19 protein-coding genes and 1 pseudogene are annotated in these 20,826 nt (G+C 43.2%); 7 read left to right on the top strand and 13 right to left on the bottom strand.

The genetic code is table 11. From position 1 onward, the window contains the following. The 4 genes from leuB to leuC form a co-directional block, all read right to left on the bottom strand. A complete protein-coding gene (gene leuB, locus LZP46_RS02325) occupies positions 1–1,080 on the bottom strand; it encodes a 3-isopropylmalate dehydrogenase (RefSeq protein ID WP_236094547.1) in 1,080 nt (359 codons plus the stop codon). A 39-nt stretch (positions 1,081–1,119) separates the two neighbouring features. Beyond that, positions 1,120–1,683: a hypothetical protein gene (locus LZP46_RS02320; RefSeq protein WP_236094546.1), complete on the bottom strand. Its 564-nt coding sequence runs from the start codon at positions 1,681–1,683 to the stop codon at positions 1,120–1,122. A 102-nt stretch (positions 1,684–1,785) separates the two neighbouring features. Beyond that, a complete protein-coding gene (gene leuD / locus LZP46_RS02315; protein WP_019836006.1) occupies positions 1,786–2,436 on the bottom strand; it encodes a 3-isopropylmalate dehydratase small subunit in 651 nt (216 codons plus the stop codon). Positions 2,437–2,533: 97 nt separating this feature from the next. Beyond that, a complete protein-coding gene (gene leuC / locus LZP46_RS02310) occupies positions 2,534–3,982 on the bottom strand; it encodes a 3-isopropylmalate dehydratase large subunit (RefSeq protein WP_236094545.1) in 1,449 nt (482 codons plus the stop codon). 325 nt (positions 3,983–4,307) lie between these two features. Between leuC and LZP46_RS02305 the strand changes: the two genes are divergently transcribed. Next, positions 4,308–4,544 (top strand): DUF2061 domain-containing protein, encoded by a 237-nt coding sequence (locus tag LZP46_RS02305; RefSeq protein ID WP_236094544.1) that lies wholly within the window; start codon positions 4,308–4,310, stop codon positions 4,542–4,544. A 235-nt stretch (positions 4,545–4,779) separates the two neighbouring features. Beyond that, entirely contained in the window at positions 4,780–5,640 is an 861-nt protein-coding gene (locus LZP46_RS02300; RefSeq protein WP_236094543.1) for a LysR family transcriptional regulator, read from the top strand. Between the two features lie 92 nt (positions 5,641–5,732). On the opposite strand, the gene LZP46_RS02295 is transcribed toward LZP46_RS02300, so the two are convergent. Continuing rightward, the gene (locus tag LZP46_RS02295) at positions 5,733–5,978 is read right to left on the bottom strand and encodes a DUF2789 family protein (protein WP_136144729.1); all 246 of its coding nucleotides are present in this window, start codon (positions 5,976–5,978) and stop codon (positions 5,733–5,735) included. Between the two features lie 154 nt (positions 5,979–6,132). Beyond that, positions 6,133–6,783, bottom strand: a complete 651-nt coding sequence (locus LZP46_RS02290; RefSeq protein ID WP_070155338.1) for an HAD family hydrolase — start codon at positions 6,781–6,783, stop codon at positions 6,133–6,135. Positions 6,784–6,966: 183 nt separating this feature from the next. Here LZP46_RS02290 and LZP46_RS02285 point away from each other — a divergent pair, with 183 nt between their 5' ends. Next, positions 6,967–7,449, top strand: coding sequence for an RNA pyrophosphohydrolase (locus tag LZP46_RS02285; protein WP_004976084.1), 483 nt, complete (start codon positions 6,967–6,969; stop codon positions 7,447–7,449). A gap of 99 nt (positions 7,450–7,548) precedes the next feature. Next, positions 7,549–9,846 carry a phosphoenolpyruvate--protein phosphotransferase gene (gene ptsP / locus LZP46_RS02280; protein ID WP_236094542.1) on the top strand — a complete coding sequence of 766 codons (2,298 nt, stop codon included), beginning with the start codon at positions 7,549–7,551 and terminating at the stop codon, positions 9,844–9,846. Between the two features lie 15 nt (positions 9,847–9,861). Here the strand turns inward: ptsP and LZP46_RS02275 are convergent, their stop codons facing one another. Then, positions 9,862–10,053 carry a DUF7230 family protein gene (locus tag LZP46_RS02275; RefSeq protein ID WP_236094541.1) on the bottom strand — a complete coding sequence of 64 codons (192 nt, stop codon included), beginning with the start codon at positions 10,051–10,053 and terminating at the stop codon, positions 9,862–9,864. A 442-nt stretch (positions 10,054–10,495) separates the two neighbouring features. Between LZP46_RS02275 and LZP46_RS02270 the strand changes: the two genes are divergently transcribed. After that, positions 10,496–10,987, top strand: a complete 492-nt coding sequence (locus LZP46_RS02270) for a macro domain-containing protein (RefSeq protein WP_004976080.1) — start codon at positions 10,496–10,498, stop codon at positions 10,985–10,987. Positions 10,988–11,122: 135 nt separating this feature from the next. On the opposite strand, the gene LZP46_RS02265 is transcribed toward LZP46_RS02270, so the two are convergent. Continuing rightward, positions 11,123–12,775, bottom strand: coding sequence for an acyl-CoA dehydrogenase family protein (locus LZP46_RS02265; RefSeq protein WP_178318617.1), 1,653 nt, complete (start codon positions 12,773–12,775; stop codon positions 11,123–11,125). Positions 12,776–12,856: 81 nt separating this feature from the next. Here LZP46_RS02265 and LZP46_RS02260 point away from each other — a divergent pair, with 81 nt between their 5' ends. Together LZP46_RS02260 and LZP46_RS02255 are read left to right on the top strand one after the other, a co-directional pair. Then, on the top strand, positions 12,857–13,489 hold the full coding sequence (locus tag LZP46_RS02260) for a TetR/AcrR family transcriptional regulator (protein WP_236094540.1): 633 nt from the start codon (positions 12,857–12,859) through the stop codon (positions 13,487–13,489). A gap of 268 nt (positions 13,490–13,757) precedes the next feature. Then, positions 13,758–15,278 (top strand): catalase, encoded by a 1,521-nt coding sequence (locus LZP46_RS02255; RefSeq protein WP_096902685.1) that lies wholly within the window; start codon positions 13,758–13,760, stop codon positions 15,276–15,278. A 162-nt stretch (positions 15,279–15,440) separates the two neighbouring features. Here the strand turns inward: LZP46_RS02255 and LZP46_RS02250 are convergent. The 5 genes and pseudogenes from LZP46_RS02250 to hcaB form a co-directional block, all read right to left on the bottom strand. Next, a pseudogene (locus LZP46_RS02250) lies at positions 15,441–16,494 on the bottom strand (MBL fold metallo-hydrolase). Between the two features lie 249 nt (positions 16,495–16,743). Further along, positions 16,744–17,652 (bottom strand): DMT family transporter, encoded by a 909-nt coding sequence (locus LZP46_RS02245; RefSeq protein ID WP_236094539.1) that lies wholly within the window; start codon positions 17,650–17,652, stop codon positions 16,744–16,746. An 88-nt stretch (positions 17,653–17,740) separates the two neighbouring features. After that, the gene (gene hcaD / locus LZP46_RS02240; protein ID WP_178318620.1) at positions 17,741–18,967 is read right to left on the bottom strand and encodes a 3-phenylpropionate/cinnamic acid dioxygenase ferredoxin--NAD(+) reductase subunit; all 1,227 of its coding nucleotides are present in this window, start codon (positions 18,965–18,967) and stop codon (positions 17,741–17,743) included. 4 nt (positions 18,968–18,971) lie between these two features. After that, on the bottom strand, positions 18,972–19,937 hold the full coding sequence (locus LZP46_RS02235) for a 3-carboxyethylcatechol 2,3-dioxygenase (RefSeq protein WP_168460355.1): 966 nt from the start codon (positions 19,935–19,937) through the stop codon (positions 18,972–18,974). Positions 19,938–20,008: 71 nt separating this feature from the next. After that, the gene (gene hcaB, locus LZP46_RS02230; protein ID WP_178318621.1) at positions 20,009–20,824 is read right to left on the bottom strand and encodes a 3-phenylpropionate-dihydrodiol/cinnamic acid-dihydrodiol dehydrogenase; all 816 of its coding nucleotides are present in this window, start codon (positions 20,822–20,824) and stop codon (positions 20,009–20,011) included. Positions 20,825–20,826: the final 2 nt, after the last annotated feature.

Here is a 20,826-nt window from a genome sequence, read left to right as displayed (position 1 = left end):
TTAGTTCAATGCCGCAACCACAGCCTGACCCATTTCCACTGTACCGACTTTGTTCATGCCTTCAGACATAATGTCGGCAGTACGCACGTTTTGATCCAATACGTTGCCTACCGCATCCTCAATGGCTTTGGCTGCCGCTTCTTCACGGAAAGTGTAACGTAGCATCATTGCCACAGAAAGAATGGTTGCCAACGGGTTTGCCAAGTTCTGACCTGCGATATCTGGCGCTGAACCATGACAAGGCTCATACATGCCTTTACCATTTTCATCTAAAGACGCAGATGGCAACATACCAATAGAACCTGTCAACATTGCCGCTTCATCTGACAAGATGTCGCCAAACAAGTTACCTGTCACCAAGACGTCGAATTGTTTTGGCGCACGTACCAATTGCATCGCTGCGTTATCGACATACATGTGCGACAAGTTAATTTCTGGGTACTGTTCTGCATGTAACTGAGTCACAGTTTGCTTCCACAATTCAGTCACTTCTAGTACATTGGCTTTATCCACCGAACATACTTTACCACCACGCAATTTCGCCATTTCAAACGCGACTTTTGCAATACGTTTGATTTCTGACTCAGCATAAACGTCAGTGTTAAAACCTTGTTTTTCACCGTTTTCTAATTCACGGATACCGCGTGGCTGACCGAAATAGATACCACCTGTCAATTCACGCACGATTAAGATATCTAAGCCTGATACAATTTCAGGTTTTAAGCTTGAAGCATCTGCCAATTGCGGATACAAAATTGCAGGACGTAAGTTAGCAAACAAATTAAGTTCTGAACGCAATTTTAATAAGCCACGCTCAGGACGGATTGAACGCTCAATGTTGTCCCATTTTGGACCACCGACTGCACCCAATAAAATTGCATCGGCTTTTTTCGCTTGCTCAGATGTCACTGCTGGGTACGGTTCACCATGTGCATCAATTGCAGAACCACCTAATAAACCTTGTTCCCAAGTCAAACCCAAATTGAATTTTTCATTGACACGTGTCAGCACTTGTTCAGCAGCTTTCACAATTTCTGGACCAATGCCGTCACCAGCTAAAATCAAAATATGTTTTGACATGAGAGTTTCCATTGTTCTTGACAGTCAAAGACTGTGGGATTAAATTTTTTGTTCTACAAACTCACCCAAGCCATTTAAGACATTGTAGGGTTTGCAAAAACGTCGAATAGTTGTGCTGTTTTGCACCAAATCTACACATAAAGGATCTGGCGCAGACACATTTAACAAACTGCCTTTACTACGACTGCGGTCACGATACATTCTAAAGATATATTTTTGCTTGGCATTAAACTTATGAATCACATGCAATTTTTCTGCACGGTCTTTAGAAATGGGATAAAAGCGAATCACCAATTCATGTTGATTAGGCGGTACAGACAAATACAAGGCGTTGGATTTATTTAAGGATGATTCCTGTAAAAGCACCAAACCCTCTTGAATGGCAGCACGTGTAACACGATGTTTTTCTGCATCGACAATGGTGAGGGTATTTAAACGCTCAAACTCACAATCATCTGTACCCGCACAGTAAATCAGTGCATTGGATTTGCTTTGTTCAGTTTCTTTCACCTGTTTAATGCGTGCTGTATTCCACGTTTGGCATGCGCTTAGCGTAGTGATACATAATCCAATGACAGCAAGCCGACCGAAAATTTTAGTCATTATTCGCCCCTAACCTCACCTGTTAGATACAAAATATAAAAATTATTATGTGCCGATGTTAGCAAGAGTTAGGCAGCGATGCTATGACAAATTTCAGCGAATTTATGCCTGAATTTCGGCAAAAACCCACGGACGCGACTGCTTGGTTTTCTCTTCATAAGCACGAATGTCATCGGCTGCTTGTAATGTTAAGCCAATATCATCCAAACCATTCAATAAACAGTGTTTACGGAATGGATCTACTTCAAACTTAAATGCCGTACCGCTTGGTGTGCGTACTTCTTGCGCTTCCAAGTCGATGGTTAATTGATAACCTTCTGTTGCCGCACATTCTTGAAACAATTGCTCGACCTGCTCTTCAGACAAGATCACAGGTAGCATGCCGTTTTTAAAGCAGTTATTGAAGAAAATGTCGGCAAAACTTGGGGCAATAACGGTACGGAAACCATATTCATTCAATGCCCAAGGTGCATGCTCACGGCTTGAACCACAACCAAAGTTAGCACGCGAAATTAAGATTGAAGCACCTTGATAACGTGGCTGATTCAATACGAACTCAGTATTAATCGGACGTTTTGAATTGTCCTGTCCTGGATAGCCTTCATCCAAATAACGTAATTCATCAAATAAGTTATCACCAAAGCCTGTGCGCTTAATTGATTTCAAGAACTGTTTTGGAATGATTAAGTCAGTATCGACATTGGCACGGTCTAATGGTGCAACGATACCTTGTTCAACGGTATATTTTTTCATGTTTAATTCTCACTGAATCCGTAACCTCTCCCTTGCCCTCTCCGATAATGAGAGAGAACTCCTTCTCTCTGAGAGAAGGTTGGGATGAGGGAATAACTTAGAATGAACGTACGTCTACAAAATGACCTGCAATTGCAGCTGCAGCAGCCATTGCTGGACTCACCAAGTGAGTACGACCACCGTTACCTTGACGACCTTCAAAGTTACGGTTTGAAGTCGATGCACAGTGTTCACCTGGTTGCAATTTGTCTGAGTTCATTGCCAAACACATTGAGCAACCTGGTTCACGCCATTCAAAGCCTGCTTCTACAAATACTTTGTCTAAGCCTTCTTGTTCCGCTTGTTGCTTCACTAAGCCAGAACCCGGAACCACCATTGCCTGTTTAATGCTTGCAGCAACTTTACGTCCTTTAATCACTTCAGCAGCTGCACGAATATCTTCAATACGCGAGTTGGTGCATGAGCCAATAAATACACGGTCTAATTGAATATCTGCCAAAGACTGACCTGCAGTTAAGCCCATATATTGATAAGCACGCGTCCAGTCATTGCGCTGTACATCATCTTTCGCCTGTTCTAAAGTTGGTACGGCTTGTGACACTGGAATGACCATTTCAGGTGAAGTTCCCCAAGACACTTGCGGCTCAATTTCTTCACCTTGCAATACCACGACGGTGTCAAAGTGTGCGCCTTCATCTGAGTGTAAAGTATTCCAGTAGGCAACTGCAGCATCCCATTGCTCGCCTTTCGGTGCATAGTTACGACCTTTCACGTATTTAATGGTTTTATCATCCACAGCGACCATACCTACGCGCGCGCCTGCTTCAATCGCCATGTTACATACTGTCATACGTCCTTCAATCGACATATCACGGAATACTTGACCACCAAACTCAATCGCGTGACCTGTACCGCCTGCAGTACCAATTTTACCAATGATCGCTAAAACGACATCTTTCGGTGTAACACCTTGACCTAATTTGCCATCTACACGCACTAGCATGTTTTTCATTTTCTTTTGAACTAAGCATTGGGTTGCCAATACGTGTTCAACTTCAGATGTGCCAATACCGTGCGCCAAACACCCAAATGCACCGTGAGTCGCTGTATGTGAGTCACCACAAACCACGGTCATACCTGGCAAAGTTAAGCCCTGCTCAGGCCCAACCACGTGCGCAATCCCCTGACGGATATCGTTGATATCAAACTGTACCACATTAAAGGTTTTACAGTTGTCATCTAAAGTTTGTACCTGAATACGTGAAGTATCATCTTCAATACCTGCAATACCGTCCGCACGTTCTTTTTTAGACGTTGGTACGTTATGGTCAGGCGTTGCCACGTTGGCACTTAAACGCCACGGTTTACGTCCTGCAAGTTGCAAACCTTCGAAGGCTTGTGGCGAAGTCACTTCATGCAATAAATGACGGTCGATATACAATAAAGCCGAGCCATCATCACGTTGAGTGACCAAGTGATCATCCCACAATTTATCATACAAAGTTTTTGCAGTTGGATTTTGTGCTTGTTGGTTTTCGCCTGCCATGTCAGATCTACTCCACTGGACTGGGTAATTTTTTCATTCTTTCGATTATAACCGCGAATTTATATAAATCTAATTTATCATTTTTATTAATTTAAAAACTTTTAGGAATTAATATTTACATCCAAGCAAAATATTTTTTATTGGTTTAACCTGTTTTGTTTTCAGGTTAAGTTCAATCAACATCGTTTCATCTAAAAAATAATCAAGACTAAAATCTAATTTTCCAATTAAAAACACAAAAATATTCGCTTTTACAAATTAAATATGAATGATTATCCTTTAGCTATCACACAGAGAAATGTCAAAGCAGCACAGGAGTATTCACATGAGTCATATTCAAAAATTTGTCGCCAACAATCAACGGATGTTCAAAAAAACTTTAAGCTACTACATCATGCACATCACCGTGGCGATGGTGGTCGGTTATGTAGTCACAGGCAATATTTGGATGGCGATTACCTTAAGTTTGGTCGAACCGACAGTACAAGCGGTGGCTTATTTCATTCACGAGCGTATTTGGGAAAAGAAAGCACAAGCTGAAGAGTCCAACATTATCGCGTAGTTAACATATCGTTATGCTCTAGTTACCCTCTTCTCAAGTGAATACTGCTGTTCTATTTCTTCCTCTTAGATCATCGTAGCGCAAGCGACGATGATCTTTTTTTATGCCCTTTTCAATCCGCTCCCTTGAGGATGTTTCTGCCTACAGTTTCAAAATAAGTAGAATTTGTTTTGATTAATTCTAATTTTTTCTAAATAATACACACAGTAATAAAAAATACTTATAGGTAGTTCAAATGAATCTTGCAGCCTTTGAAGCCTTTGTAAAAGTCATGGAAACAGGTTCTATTTCTTTGGCAGCAGATCAACTGTTTATAACCCAACCCGCGGTGACCAAACGCATTCACAGCTTAGAAGGCTATTTTGGTGTAAAGCTGTTTGAGTCGGCAGGTCGTGGGGTGCAAGCTACACATGCAGCACACTCACTATTGCCCAAAGTCAAAAACTGGCTGAATGAACTGGGCGATATTCACCACACCCTCAGTCATGAGCAAGGACAGGTTCAAGGCAAACTGAAAATCGGCACCAGTCACCATATTGGTTTGCACCATTTACCCAATCATTTACGTGAATATGTACAGGAATTTCCCAACGTCACGTTAGATGTGCATTTTGTCGACTCAGAACAGGCACATGAACAAGTTTTGGCAGGCGATTTAGAACTGGCTTTTCTGACCTTACCGCCCAAATTAGATGAACGTCTGTCTTATGTCACCATTTGGAATGATCCATTGGTGTTTGTGGTCGCATCTTTTCATCCGCTTGCACATCAGAAAAACCTGCAATTGACCGATTTACTCGCCTACCCTAGTTTGTTGCCTGCCGCGCAAACCTATACCAGTCAAATCACTTTGGCAGAGTTTGAAAAGCAAGGTGTTAAACCTAAAGTCACCATGAGCAACAATCCGTTAGAATCAATTCGGATGTTGGTGTCAATTGGTTTGGGATGGTCTGTTTTACCTAAAACGTTGGTCAATCAGGACTTACAACAGTTAGATATTGACTTAGAAATGAACCGTCAATTGGGCATGGTATGGCATCCAGGGCGGACGCAATCACGCGCTGTTTTAGAATTGATTGAGATGATGAAACACTAGAAGATTAATGGTTTCTTTTGAATGAAAATACCCTCAAACACGATTGTATTGAGGGTATTTTTTATTGGCTTAATTTAGGTGCAAGTGAGGTCTTAACGATTCACCGAATCTTCATGTAAAGATTCATTCAATTGATCTACCACAATTGCCCATGAACCATCCGATTTCATTTTTTCGACGATAAACTGACGCTGTGCTTCCGTCCAAAATTCTGCCTCGGCAATTGTTGTTTCTGCATTCAATTGATGCGTTTCAATAAATTGCTGAATCGCAGCTTCACTGGCATCCAAACCCAGTTGTTCAAATAAATGTGTCATTCTTGGGCGTACACCACTCATTTTTTCACTCCTGATCATTTTTAATTCTTGTCTTACCTTAGCATGCCTATTCTAAAAATGAATGACATAATCCAACATTGCAATAAATAAAAACAAAAAACAAATCAATAAGCTAGTAAAAGCCAAAGTAGCAACACCTCAAAAAAATTCAGACTTAAATTGACCAGTCCTGCACATCCCAACCTTGCTCTTCAGCCAAAGCCTGTAAACGTGCATCAGGATTTACAGCAATGGCGTGATCTGCATATTCCAACAAGAAACGGTCATTAATTGAGTCTGAATATGCCCAAGATTCTGTGACTTCGCGCCCTGCAAGCCACTGCTCCAAACGCACCAACTTGCCTTGTTGATAACACGCAGTATTAATGACTTTGCCTGTATATTTACCATCGACCACTTCGGCATTGGTGGCAATAATTTCACTAATACCAAACTCACGGAAAATAGGTGCAGTAATAAAGTCAGATGTTGCTGTAATCCCCACCAATTCATGCCCTAATTCTTGATGACGCTGGATAGCTTTAAACCCTTCAGGGCGCATTTGTGGACGAATCACCTTTTGCATAAATAATTCATGCAAATCTGTGAGGTACTGATTGTCGTGCTGGGTTAAAAACTCAAATACAAATTCGTTATATGCAATTGGGTCGAGTTGCCCTGCTTTGTAGTCTTCATAAAACTTGTCGTTCATGGCGCGATGGCGAACAGGATCGACCAAGCCTTCACTTACCAAAAACTCACCCCAAGAATGATCTGAATCAGTATTTAACAAGGTGTGATCGAGATCAAATAGCGCCAATTTCATGAAAATACTCGTAAAAACTGAAATTTAAGAAAAAAATTGTAAATCTATCTCCGCTAGTCGATAGAAATTCGTTAAGATCATAGCAATTTTAACATTATTTACACTTTGCGTTTTCGAGTTGGAGAAAAGAAATCATCATCCCCGAGTGCAAAGTCATAAATTAAACAATATTTAGGTAGCCAAATGATCGACTCAGAAGGTTTCCGACCCAATGTCGGGATCATTTTGGCAAACGAGTTTGGACAAGTTTTATGGGCAAAACGCATTGGTCACAATGCATGGCAATTTCCGCAAGGAGGTATCCAATATGGAGAAACCCCTGAACAGGCACTTTATCGTGAGCTGAGAGAAGAAGTTGGCTTACTGCCCGAACACGTCCAAGTTATCGCGCAAACTAAGGGTTGGCTGCGTTATCGTTTGCCACATCGGTATATACGCACGGATTCAGATCCCGTATGTATTGGTCAAAAACAGAAGTGGTTTTTATTGCAACTGACAGCGTCAGCGCATCATATTCGGCTGAATTTGTCAGACCCACCCGAATTTGATCAATGGCAATGGGTCAGTTACTGGTATCCGCTTGGTCAGGTCGTCAATTTTAAACGTGACGTCTACCGTAAAGCGATGGTGGAATTGTGCAATCAATTGCCCCTGAAAAAACCTTAAAATTTGCATGAAGATGTAGATTTTTTAGCTTATTGTTATAGGGTCATCTGTGGTGTAAAACTGACCTCAAAACATTGATTGGAATATGGAGTAGCGCGTATGTCGAACATGCAACTGGATACCCTTAGACGCATTGTACAAGAAATCAATGCGTCCACCAGTTTGCATGAATCACTCGATATTATGGTCAATCAGGTCGCAGAAGCCATGCATGTGGATGTCTGCTCTATTTACCTGCTCGATGAACGCAATCAACGCTATTTGCTCATGGCATCAAAGGGTTTAAATCCTGAGGCTGTGGGGCATGTGTCTCTACATACCAGTGAAGGTTTGGTCGGTTTAGTCGGACAACGTGAAGAAATTGTCAACCTAGACGATGCGCCCAAACACGAACGCTTCATGTATTTGGCCGAAACAGGCGAGGAAATTTATAATTCTTTCCTTGGCGTGCCTGTCATGTATCGCCGTAAAGTGATGGGCGTTCTTGTGGTGCAAAACAAGGACAAACAAGACTTTTCTGAAGCCGCAGAATCCTTTTTAGTCACACTTTGTGCTCAGCTTTCAGGTGTCATTGCGCATGCGCATGCCGTGGGCAACATTGATGTGTTCCGCAAACCCAACAACCTGCCTGCTTACAAAACCTTTCAGGGCGTATCAGGTTCGGGCGGGATTGCACTGGGTCGTGCGGTAATTCTATATCCACCTGCAGATTTGGCGGCTGTACCTGATCGTGAAGCTGAAGACATTAGTGAAGAGTTAGAATTACTAGACAACGCACTAGATGCAGTGCGTCAAGAAATTCAGGCACTAGATGACAAAATGCAGGATGCCTTAATGGCAGAAGAACGCGCTTTATTCAGTGTGTTCCTACGCATGTTGGATGAAAATGCCCTGCCTGCAGAAATTAAAGAACTGATTCGTGAAGGTAACTGGGCACAAGGTGCAGTGCGTATTGTAATTGACAATCACATTGCCCTATTTTCGCAAATGGAAGATGACTATTTACGCGAACGTGTTTCTGACCTGAAAGATTTAGGGCGTCGTATTCTCGCCTCTTTACAAGAAGCCGATGCCAGTCACCGTGAACTGACCGATGAAAGTATTTTAATTGGCGAAGAAATTTCCACAGCAGCTTTGGTAGAACTACCTGTCGATAAAATTGCAGCGATTGTTACCACCGAAGGCGCAATGAATTCTCACATGGTCATTGTGGCACGTGCTTTGGGTATTCCAACCGTAGTTGGCGTAACTGAATTGCCCATCAACAGCCTAGACGATGTGGAAATGATTGTAGATGCGCACCAAGGTCGGGTGTTTATCAACCCGCCACGTCGCATGCGGACGCGCTATAAAGAAATTCAAAAAGAAGAAGAACAGATTGCCAAAGACCTCAAGCAATATGAAACCAAAGATGCCATTACCCCTGACGGCGTAGCGGTAAAATTGTATGTCAATACAGGCTTGATGATTGACGTAGTGCGTGGCGTACAACGCGGTGCTAAAGGTGTTGGTTTATATCGTTCTGAAATTCCATTTATGCTACGTGACCGTTTCCCGGGCGAAGAAGAACAGCGTGCTATTTACCGCCAACAGCTCAGTCACTTTGCCAACAAACCTGTGGTGATGCGTACGCTAGATATTGGCGCAGACAAGGACTTGCCGTACTTTTCGATTGAAGAAGAAAACTCAGCCTTGGGTTGGCGCGGGATTCGCTTCACGCTAGATCATCCTGAAATTTTTTCTTCGCAAATTCGTGCCATGCTCAAAGCCAGTATTGGTTTGAATAATCTGCATATTTTGCTGCCAATGATCACCAGTGTCAGCGAGGTTGAAGAAGCCTTGTATTTGCTAGATCGTGACTTGCAAGCAGTGCAGGAAGAAGAACAGGTTAAAATCACCAAACCGAAAATTGGCATTATGGTAGAAGTACCGAGTGTGCTGCTGCAAATTGATGAATTTGCCCCGTTGGTGGATTTTTTCTCGGTAGGATCAAACGATTTAACCCAGTATTTATTGGCAGTGGATCGTAACAATCCGCGTGTGGCCAACGTCTATTCACACTTTCATCCTGCAGTACTGCGCGCCTTAACCCGCTTGGTGAAAGAATGTCATAAATATGACAAGCCTGTGAGCGTTTGTGGCGAAATGGCAGGAGATCCGCTGTCTGCGGTACTCTTAATGGCAATGGGCTTTAATACCCTGTCGATGAGTTCAAGTAATATCTTGCGGGTGCGTAAAGCAATTTGTCATGTACCGATGACCGATGCGCAACATTTATTAGATCAGGCGTTAAAAATGAATAATCCGCTGATGGTGAAAAGTCTGATGGAATATTATTTTAAAACCCATGGCTTGGGCGATATGGTGAAACTAGCGACACGTATCGTATCTCCATAAAACTTAGTTTAAGCCTCAAGCAACACACCATTCACTCCAAAAACAACAAGGGCGATAATCATCGGAATATCGCCCTTGTTTGTGTTTGCTATAGCCTCGTTTGGCATTTTTCTTACGGTCTACAAAAACCTGACTTTTGTTCACCTCGTGCATGTACTTGGCCACAAAGTTATGCTGAATAAGCTCAGGCTGTTTTTTCTTTGCCATTGCGCTGTTCCTTTCGGTTTATCATTGAAATGAGAAGTGTCACTACTCTTTTAGATGGAGATGTTGCGGGAAAATTCAAGCCATTTGCTTCTGCATTACCTGACTATTCTCTCACCAATGTTCCATATTAAATTGGGAAGCTGATCATAAGCTTTTTTGCACATATTACAAGCGATTTCCGCTCAATAGTGCTAAGATAAAAAGAAGGGTAAATAAATTATTGCCGCCACTTTATCAGATTTTTCTGACGGTTATTTTTGAAGGCTATTTTAAAGAACACTCAGCGGCTTTACCCATACAATTATAGCATAAAATTCTAAAAAATTTTATTACCTTTCAAAGACTTATTAGTTATAAAATCCACTAGAAAAACTGCAATGATTGGCTAATATGAATATAGAAGATCAGTTTAACAAGACCATTAAAAACAGGAGTCAAATTCATGATTTATGAAGTTTCTGGAGATATTTTACTGAGCGAAGCACGTGCGATTGCTCACGGTGTTGCCCCTAACGATAACTTTGCAACAGGTTTGGCTTTAAGTCTGCGTGAGCACTGGCCTGCGCTATATAAAGACTTCCGCAACTATTGTCATATTTACCATCCTAAAGCGGGTGAGCAATGGACTTGGGTCAATGCCGAAGGTCAACGCATCGTCAACCTGATGACTCAGGAAGCGGCTTATGACAACGGTTCAAAACCAGGTAAAGCATCGACAGAATACGTCAACCGCACTTTGAAAAACTTAAAACAGTTGATTGAAGAAGAGAAAATTGAAAGCTTGGCGTTACCGCGTCTTGCAACAGGTGTAGGCGGTTTAGATTGGGAAGATGTACGTCCACTCATCTACAAACACTTAGAAGATTTGGATATTCCAATTTACATCTACACTCTATATCAAAAAGGTGTAAAAGCTGAAGAGCCTGCGAAATAAGTTTCGCTGAAGCAATCAGCTTTGCTACAAGCGAGCGTGATTGATCACGACTCGACTGCAATATACGGTTCAATTCACCCGTTTGGTTTTACCAAGCGGGTGAATTTTTTGTGCAGAATCAAGTAGCAAGGGATGCTATGCTGAAAATGCACGCTGCAAGATGGATGCAACATCGACCTGTTTAGGTTTAAGCATACCCACCACTTGCCCATGCAATGCACTATAACGCGACTGAATAAAACCTTCTGCCACAAAACTTGGCGCATAACGCAACAACAAAACCGCTTGTGCCAAAATCACCAAACGGCTCACCAAAGCACGTGCCATAAATCGTAAATCGTTGCTGTTCGTGGTCTGCAATAACTGCTGCAAACCATCTAATTCACTGCCCAAAATAGGATGAGTAACGGCAGTGCGAGCAAAATCCTGCAATAACACCTGAATCAGCTCAGGTTCTCGCTGCATAGCGCGTAGTACATCCAGACACATGACATTGCCTGAACCTTCCCAAATGGTATTTACAGGTGCTTCTTTGAAAATACGTGCCATGATGCTGTTATCGACATAACCATTGCCACCAAAAACTTCCATCATCTCACCTGTAAGTTCCACCGCGCGTTTGCAAGTCCAGAACTTTGCAGCAGGGGTCATTAAACGCTTCCATGCCAAAGACACAGCATCATCGCTTTCATAACAATGTGCCAAATGAAAACTGAGCTGTACCGCAGCTTCAGTTTCCAAAGCCAAATCTGCCAAGACTGCCTGCATTAATGGCTGATTCGCCAAAGTCTGTCCAAATGCTTGACGTTGTCGAGTATAGGCAAGGCATTGCACCAAGGCTTGACGCAGCATGGCACTACTGCCCACAGCACAGGTTAAACGAGTGTAGTTCGCCATTTCAATAATGGTGGGAATACCGCGCCCTGCTTCGCCAATCATGATGCCCCACGCCTGCTGAAATTCGACTTCAGAACTGGAGTTACTCCGATTTCCCACTTTGTCTTTTAAACGCTGTACCTGAATATTATTTTTTCTGCCATCTTCTAACCAACGCGGTACAAAGAAACAAGCCAAACCATCTTGTTCGGTATTGGCGACCACCAAATGTGCATCACACATTGGTGCAGAGAAAAACCATTTATGACCTGTGAGCAAATAGGCTTGCCCACGCCCTGTTGCTGCGACTGGAATGGCAAGCGTTTGGTTGGCACGTACATCTGAACCACCCTGCTTTTCGGTCATGCCCATGCCCAACCAAATAGATTTCTTTTGTGAAATCGGCACATCACGCGGGTCATATTCATGCGATAACAGTTTCTCACCCATGCTTGCCCACAACTCAGGTTCACGCTGAATGAGCGGAATGCTGCCTAAAGTCATAGAATTTGGGCATAAATTACCGCACTCAACCTGTCCTGCCAAATAAAAACGACTGGCCCAATCGACCCATTTTGCCGTAGATTGCGGTTGTTTAAATGGATGTGCATGCGTGTCAAACTTGCGATTCAGCGCCATCCAGTGATGCCACGCAGGATGAAACTCCACTGCATCTTTACGGCGTCCACGTGCATCGAAGGCATGTAAAATAGGCGTATGCCGATTGGCTAAATCGGCATAGTGATAATATTCTGCCGATGCTGCAATATGTCCCAATTCGCTCAGTCGAGTCTGATCTTGACTGCCATAACGGGTTAAAATTTCTTGTAAAACCGTATCGGTTTCAAATAAGTTATAGTCTTGTAATTCATCAAACTGATTTTGAATTTGATGGGTCATCCATGTCTGCATTGTGTCACTCCTAGACAAACGCGATGCTATCATTGCATTTAGTATAGAGAAAAATATGTGCTCAGGTGTTCGGCTTTATTTATGAAAAATTCTGAGGTTCAAGTGCGCCGTAAGCCGCGCCAATCGCGGGCTAAACTGACTCAAGAGGCTTTACAGGAAAGTTTTGTTCGGCTTTTGCATGAACGCTCGGCAGCTGAAATTACCATTCGTGAAATTACTAATTTGGCAGGTGTCGGTTTAGGCACTTTTTATGAATACTTTGCCAAGAAAGAAGATTTACTGGCATTGACGATTCACCTGCAAGTCAAACAGCATGCAGAACGCTTAAAAAGTTATGCCCAACAGCAACTTGAGTTATCCACAGTTGTTGAAATAAACCGCTATATCGCAACAATCATTCAGTTTCAGCTTCAGCAAATTCAGGCACAACAATGGCTTTGGGCACAGACTTTTTTACTGGAACGACAAGTTTCACACATTGAAACTTACCAAAAAAGTTACAGCATGATGCTGCAAATGTGGCAACAGATATTCGCACCTGTCATACATAATGCCGAACTACAACTGCGCCTTGCTTTGAATCTGCACCGCATCAGCTATGGCTTTATTTCACAAAGTTTATTAATCAATCCGCATTTTCAAGATTGGGGCACCTTGTACACCGATATTTCACTAGCAATTCAACCGTTTTTAGTCTCTGTTTCAGATATTTAATGCAGCAAAACTGATTATTTAGTTTACAAAGATCTATCGAATATACCAATCATAAACAATAAATTTATCTATTTGTAAAATTATAAAAATCGTTTTACATTAAAATGGTGAGATTTGAAAAGCTTTCATCTACAAAGCCCAATCTGCATGATATTGTGGTGTTGTAGTTGATTTTTTAAACCAACAAAACGGTTCATGGCCGCTTGCTTTAGAAGATAAGTTTCTAATGCAGCCCACCACATGATGATCACAATAATGGAGAACAATGATGAGCCAAGAGATAAAAAAATGCCCTGTGACGCATTTAACCACCGATGCAGGCGCACCTGTTGTAGATAACCAAAATAGTATGACCGCAGGTGCACGTGGTCCACTGCTTACTCAAGATTTATGGCTGAATGAAAAGTTGGCAAACTTTGTGCGTGAAGTGATTCCTGAGCGACGTATGCATGCCAAAGGTTCAGGTGCATTTGGTACCTTTACGGTCACTCACGATATTAGCCAATATACCCGTGCTAAAATTTTCTCTGAAGTGGGTAAAAAAACTGAAATGTTTGCGCGCTTCTCTACCGTTGCTGGTGAGCGTGGCGCTGCCGATGCAGAGCGCGATATTCGTGGTTTTGCCTTAAAATTCTATACCGAAGAAGGTAACTGGGATTTGGTCGGCAACAACACACCCGTGTTCTTTTTCCGTGACCCGCGTCAGTTCCCTGACCTAAATAAAGCGGTAAAGCGTGACCCACGTACCAATCTGCGTAATGCGACCAATAACTGGGATTTCTGGACGTTACTGCCAGAAGCACTCCACCAAGTGACCATTGTCATGTCGGATCGCGGTATTCCAGTCGGTTATCGTCACATGCATGGTTTTGGTAGTCATACCTATAGCTTTATTAATGCCAACAATGAGCGTTTCTGGGTAAAATTCCACTTCCGCACTCAACAAGGCATTCAAAACCTAACCGATGCTGAAGCAGCAGAATTAATTGGTCGTGACCGTGAAAGCAGCCAGACCGACCTTTACAACGCCATTGAACGTGGTGATTTCCCGAAATGGACGCTGTTCGTGCAAATCATGCCTGAACTGGATGCAGAAAAAGTCCCTTATCACCCATTTGACCTCACCAAAGTTTGGCCAAAAGGTGACTATCCACTCATTGAAGTAGGTGAGTTTGAACTGAACCGCAACCCTGAAAACTATTTCCAAGATGTTGAACAGGCTGCCTTTGCACCAAGCAACCTTGTACCGGGGATTAGCTACTCGCCAGACCGTATGTTACAAGCGCGTTTGGTCAACTATGCTGATGCTGCGCGTTACCGTGTTGGTGTAAACCATTCACAAATTCCAGTGAATGCCGCACGCTGCCCTGTACACTCCAACCGTCGTGATGGTCAGGGTCGCATGGATGGTAACTATGGTAGCTTGCCGCACTATGAGCCAAACAGCTTCCACCAATGGCAAGAGCAACCGCAATACCGCGAACCGCCACTCAAAATTCGTGGCGATGCAGATTTCTGGGATTATCGTGAAGACGATAGCAACTACTTCAGCCAGCCTCGTGCATTGTTTAATTTAATGAATCCTGAGCAAAAACAGGCACTATTTGATAACACGGCACGTGCGATGGGGGATGCTTTAGACTTTATTAAGTATCGTCATATTCGCAACTGTTACGCATGTGATCCTGCTTATGGTGAAGGCGTTGCTGCAGCTTTAGGCATGACCGTTGCCGATGCACAAGCAGCTCGTGCCAGCGACCCTGCACTTGGTCAGCCAGGCGTACTATAATCTTTGTACTTAAAGATCAAGTCAGTCTGAACAGCAAGACTTTAAACACCAAAACAAAGCCCCTATTTCGATAGGGGCTTTGTGTTCTATATCTCTCGTTGCTACTTTTCAGAGCGTGAAAAGTTGCGTGTCATTTTTATTTAAGGTCTAGTTTTTAAAAGACTAAACAATTAATTTTTTGCCTTCACGAATACAATAAAACGGATTCATTAATTTAGATGAACGCTTCATGGCTTGATGCAAATCTGCCTCAGGCTGATCACGTCCTTCATCGGTCAATTCAAAGGTTCGATAGTGAATTGCCAATGAACATTTGGAATGTAAATCTTTATGCGCCTGAAAAGCATCTTCAGGATTCATGTGCATATAACGCATTAAATTGCGCGGTTCATAAGCACCAATCGGCAAAAGTGCCACGCGCGGTGCACCAATGCGGGTTTGAATTTCTTTAAAGTGTGGTGAATAACCCGTATCGCCCGCAAAAAAACAATGGTCTTGCCCATGCAAAATAGAAAAACCGCCCCATAACGCCATGTTCTGATCACGTGCACCACGCCCCGAACCATGTTGAGCAGGAGTGTAGATTATTTTCATTTCTTTAAACAAAGCCGATTGCCACCAGTCCATTTCAATCACATGCAAGTCAGGCGGCAAATAACAACCATTACCCAAACCTGTGTAAATAGGCATGGCAAATTGATGATTCAGCCATTTTAAGGTGGCTAAATCCATGTGGTCGTAATGGTTATGGCTTAACAATACAGCATGAATGGTTGGTAAATCTTCCAGTGCAATCCCTGCAGGACAAGCACGTTTAGGTCCTCGCCCCTGCTTTCGGACTAGCATGCTCTGCCCAGACTGGATCGGTCAAAAAGTTATACGGGCCAATTTGAATGAGTACAGTTGCATGTCCTACAAACCAAACTTGCCAATCGTCTAAACTGGCCTGCGGACGCAATTGAGGTAAAGCACGTGGCGCTATAAAGAATTGCTGTGCTTCTTGTTGCGGATTAACATTCCAAGTGTTCGATTTGCGTTTGAGCAACCATTTTAATAAATCAATTTGGCTACACCCCTCGGGACACTCAATCGGATTAAAAAACTGCGCTCCATCATAATGATTTGAAGGCAAAAACTGCAACTTGGGTTTACGCCAAGTATGCGACCAACAGGCTTCCGTTGGCAATTGAAAATGCTTTTGTTCCACGTTGTTCATGTAAGCCCAATCATATATAGCGCATCTGCCATGATGCTTTTTATCCTGAACTGTTCAGAAAAAAACACAGCTTTAGTTCATGTGTTGACTCTATCACGCATAGTAGCGAAATCAAGCAGGCAATTTCCTTTATGTTTTTGTTATTTTGAGGAAAAAGTCGTATCGATAGCAGCGCAAAGATTGCAAATTTACACCGTATAAAAAATTTAGGCTGTAGAAAAACCTAAACACGGGTAAAGCAATGCGAGCTTAGCGTTTAGCAAAATATGGTTCGCGCCATTTTTTCCAGAAATACATTACAATCCCGAACATGACCACGGCAATACCAATAAACGCATTCATGCTGATGTATTGATTATTTAAGGTCGCACCTAAAATTAACGCGATGATGGGAGTCATCACATTACTTAAAGATACGGTTGAGGCATTTAAACGACGAATCAGCCAGAAATAACACAGCATGGCGACAATAGACGACATGATCATGGTAAATACAAAACCAATCATGGCTTGGCTGCTTGGCATTTGAGTCGGGAAATGCGACCAAATAAAGGGAATTAATAACAATGACCCTGCCGATGATACCAATAAAGAACCTGTGGCTTGTGACATCGGCTTTAAAGGAGCATTGATTTGTTTGACCCAAAAAATTGAGCTGATATAGGACAGCATACTGATAAACATCAACACCACGCCCCATGGATTCACTTTGCTGTCGGCAGAGTCTGCAAAGACAAAGCTGAGTCCTGCAATCGCAATTGCCATCCCTGTCCACTGTAAGGCAATCAATTTTTGCGTGCGTAAAATCACATGACCAATCAAGCCTGCGATTAAAGGAGAAAAACCAAAAATCAGCGCCATTAAGCCTGAAGTTAAATAATTGGCAGCCAAGTAAATAAATAGCTGTGCACCAATTAAATTCAGACTACCCGCCAAATAGCTTTTCACTGAGGTGTGATCAAAAGGCAGTGGATCGCGCATCAGCTTGAGCAAGCATAGCGCAATCACGGAAGCCCCAATGTAGCGGATAATCAAGACCCACATAGGGTGAATTTCCTGCACACTCCAGACAATCGCCAATGGCGTGGTCGCCCAGATTAATACTAACAAGGCATAAATACTGGCAGTTACCACAACAGGAGATGTATTCGCATTCATCACTTGCTCAACATAAAATGGACACTTTTCTTCGGCAGATAAAAAACAGACCCAAGTTGCCTCAGGTCTGTTTGATATCAGTTCAAGCTTACTTCACCAATTTGCGAAGCTCTTGGCTCACATCTAAATATTTGTCTGCTTCAAATACGGCCTGTTTGCTAATCAGCTTTTTCAGATGACGCATGTCTTTGGCAGCGTTCACAGTAATCCCGCCTACAATCACGCCATCAGTCACACCAAACAGTACGAATGAGGAGTCGCTGCGTTTAGTCGCATCCATCTCACCCCGTACATGCCATTCTGCTGCCGACATATCACCAACGAACTGGTAGTTGATGTCGAGCTGATCAGTCCAGAACCAAGCTGGATTTGCAACAGGATGCGCCACGCCCATAACATGACGTGCAAAAATGCCTGCTTGCAAGTTAGCATTTTCCCAAGTTTCTACACGACGATGGTTACCACATTCACGAAGTTGTGAAGCAACATCGCCCGCAGCATAAATATCTGGGTTTGAAGTTTGACAGTTTTCATTCACATGCACCGCAAAGTCTGCATCTAAACCTGCTTCAACTGCCAGTTGTGCGTTTGGAATAATCCCAATACCGTAAATCACCGCATCGGCACGTAGTTCTTCGCCACCTTCTAGGGTCACGACAATTTCTTCACCATCTAGCTTGCAATCTGCAATTTGCGTAGACAGACGTACATCAACTCCTGCCAATAACTGCTGTTGCAGTAAAAACTCACTCAAGATGAGTGGTGATGAACGTCCCATCACCATTGGTCCCATTTCAATGACAGTTACCTGACAGTCTTTAAAACGTGCAGAAGATGCCAACTCTAAACCAATCACACCACCACCAATTAAGATGATGTGACGACCCGCTTGTAATACAGGGACTAAGGCTTGCGAGTCTTCAAGATTACGCAACGTGTAAACGTGTTTACCTAAGGCATCAAAATTTGGCAAGCGACGTGCAGCACCGCCTGTGGCAAGCAACAACTTGTCGTAGGCAATGACCTCACCATTTTGCAATTCAACCGTATGTGCTTCGGCATTGATTTTGCTCACGCCATTGCCACGAATAGTGGTCACACCTAGTTCTGCCAATTTTTCTTCCGACAGAATCTCGATTTTGGTTTCTTCAGGACGTAAAATTACATCTTTAGACAGCGGTGGACGCTCATAAGGCAAATGTTTTTCATCACCAATGAGGATAATTTTGCCTGCATATTGGTTGCCACGCAGCTCAAGAATGGCACTCGCCCCTGCCTGACCTGCTCCCACAATTACAATTGTTTCTACGCTCATGGACTTAACCTTTTAACTCGGCAGATACGATGCCAAAGCCCGCAATCCACTCACTAATATCTTCATAGCAATGTGTGGTCATCTCATACGCACCCAGCTCATCCAATGCCGCAAAAGCAGCCATCCATGAACGAACTTCCTGACCACCACGGCCGCCATCACGACGAATTTCAGCTTCAGTCATGGCTTCCATTGCCGCAAAATCTGCATGCTTGAATTTTTCAAGTAAAGCAATATCCCACTCTGGGCTAAGCGGCACTGCGACCGATGTATCACCCGCTGCAAGTTTTTGCCCAACAGCAATAATTTTGGCTTGGCGTGCATGACGTGCTTCAGCACTTGGGTTACGCCCTGCAATTAAAAACTCTTCAACTTCAGGTGGCACTGAACCCATTTGTGGTGTTGGTGGATCGTGCGACAAACCACCTGTACCTAAAACAAGAACACGTTCATTTTCAAGATTTAAAGACTTGATAAACTGCCCCACAGCACGACCCAAAGCAATGGTACGCTTCGTGGTTGGCATTGGTGCAGCAGCACCATTGATAAATACAGGAATGGTTGGGTAACGGTCTAACTGACCATCGCATAAGAAGTGTAAAGGCTGAGTCACCCCATGATCGGCCTGCATACGATACGAGTACGCCACATCTACGCCTTCATCCAATACACGACGTACCATAGCCAAAGCTTTGTCTTCAGGCACATCAATACGATCATTGTCTTTGCCGTAGTCCCAGTCACCCGCAGCCGTTGCGCGAATACCCACACAGAAACTTGGCATCAAATCATAAAAGAAACCATTAAAATGGTCTGGACCAAACGTGATGATTAAGGTTGGATCGTAAGCTTTGACTTCTGCAGCAAGTTGCTCAAAGGCAGCACGAACTTTTTGTTCTTTGGATTGATCTTGCGGTGTTGCAAATTCCATTAAAGGACTGTGCGATGCACAAATGAGTTTAACGGCCATGAGAGACTCCTAAATAAGGAAGGCAGCCCAGAGAAAGGCTGCCGATTCGTCTATTGAATTTAGACTCAATTTTATTCGTCAAAGAAACCTGCACGTGGTTGACGTAAACCACGAATACCCAGACCACATTCTGCATTGATCAGAACGCCAGTCAGTGGACGGTTATTTTGACGAGATGCCAAGAGCACATAAGAACCTGTCATATCTTCTGGCTCAGGCAAGAAGTTAAGCGGCATACCGCGTGCAATTTTTTCAGGGTCACGCGCATCGAGTAAGCCAAGGTTTTCCTGCCCCAAAGAGGCTGCACCCTTAATATTGACATTCATCGCTGAAGGCGCAACGGCATTGACACGTACTTTAGGTGCCAACTCATAAGCCAACTCTTTCATGATGCCAACACCTGCATGTTTAGATGCAGTGTAAACAGGGCCACCGCCTGAAGAATACAGCGCAGAATTGGATAAGGTTAAGATGATAGAACCTTCAGATTTCACCAATTCATCTAGTGCCGCTTTTGCACCCAAGATTAACGCCTTGGTATTAATGCCCATGATTTCATCAAAGGCTTTTTCAAGCTGCTCACCCGAAGTATTGACGATATCTGCATAATGATCCCAGATCCCCGCATTGCCAATAAAGCAATCCAGTTTTCCAAAACGCTCCACAGTGGCCTCTACAGCACGGACATTGTCTGCATAGTTGGCAACATCACCAGCGACAGCCACAATTTGATCACCAAAACGTTCTTTTAAGGCATCAACTTTAGATTGTGAGCGCTGCAATACGCCCACATGCGCACCTTCTTCAAGGAAGCGTTCTACTAAAGCCCAACCCAAACCAGAACCGCCACCTGTAATCAGTGCCACTTCGCCTTTTAGCCAACCCATGC

Source organism: Acinetobacter sp. SCLZS86 (assembly GCF_021560715.1).
GTDB classification, from domain to species: Bacteria; Pseudomonadota; Gammaproteobacteria; order Pseudomonadales; family Moraxellaceae; genus Acinetobacter; species Acinetobacter towneri_A.
The sequence above is the reverse complement of the archived record's forward strand: the minus strand, read 5'-3'. Positions and strand labels throughout refer to the sequence as shown.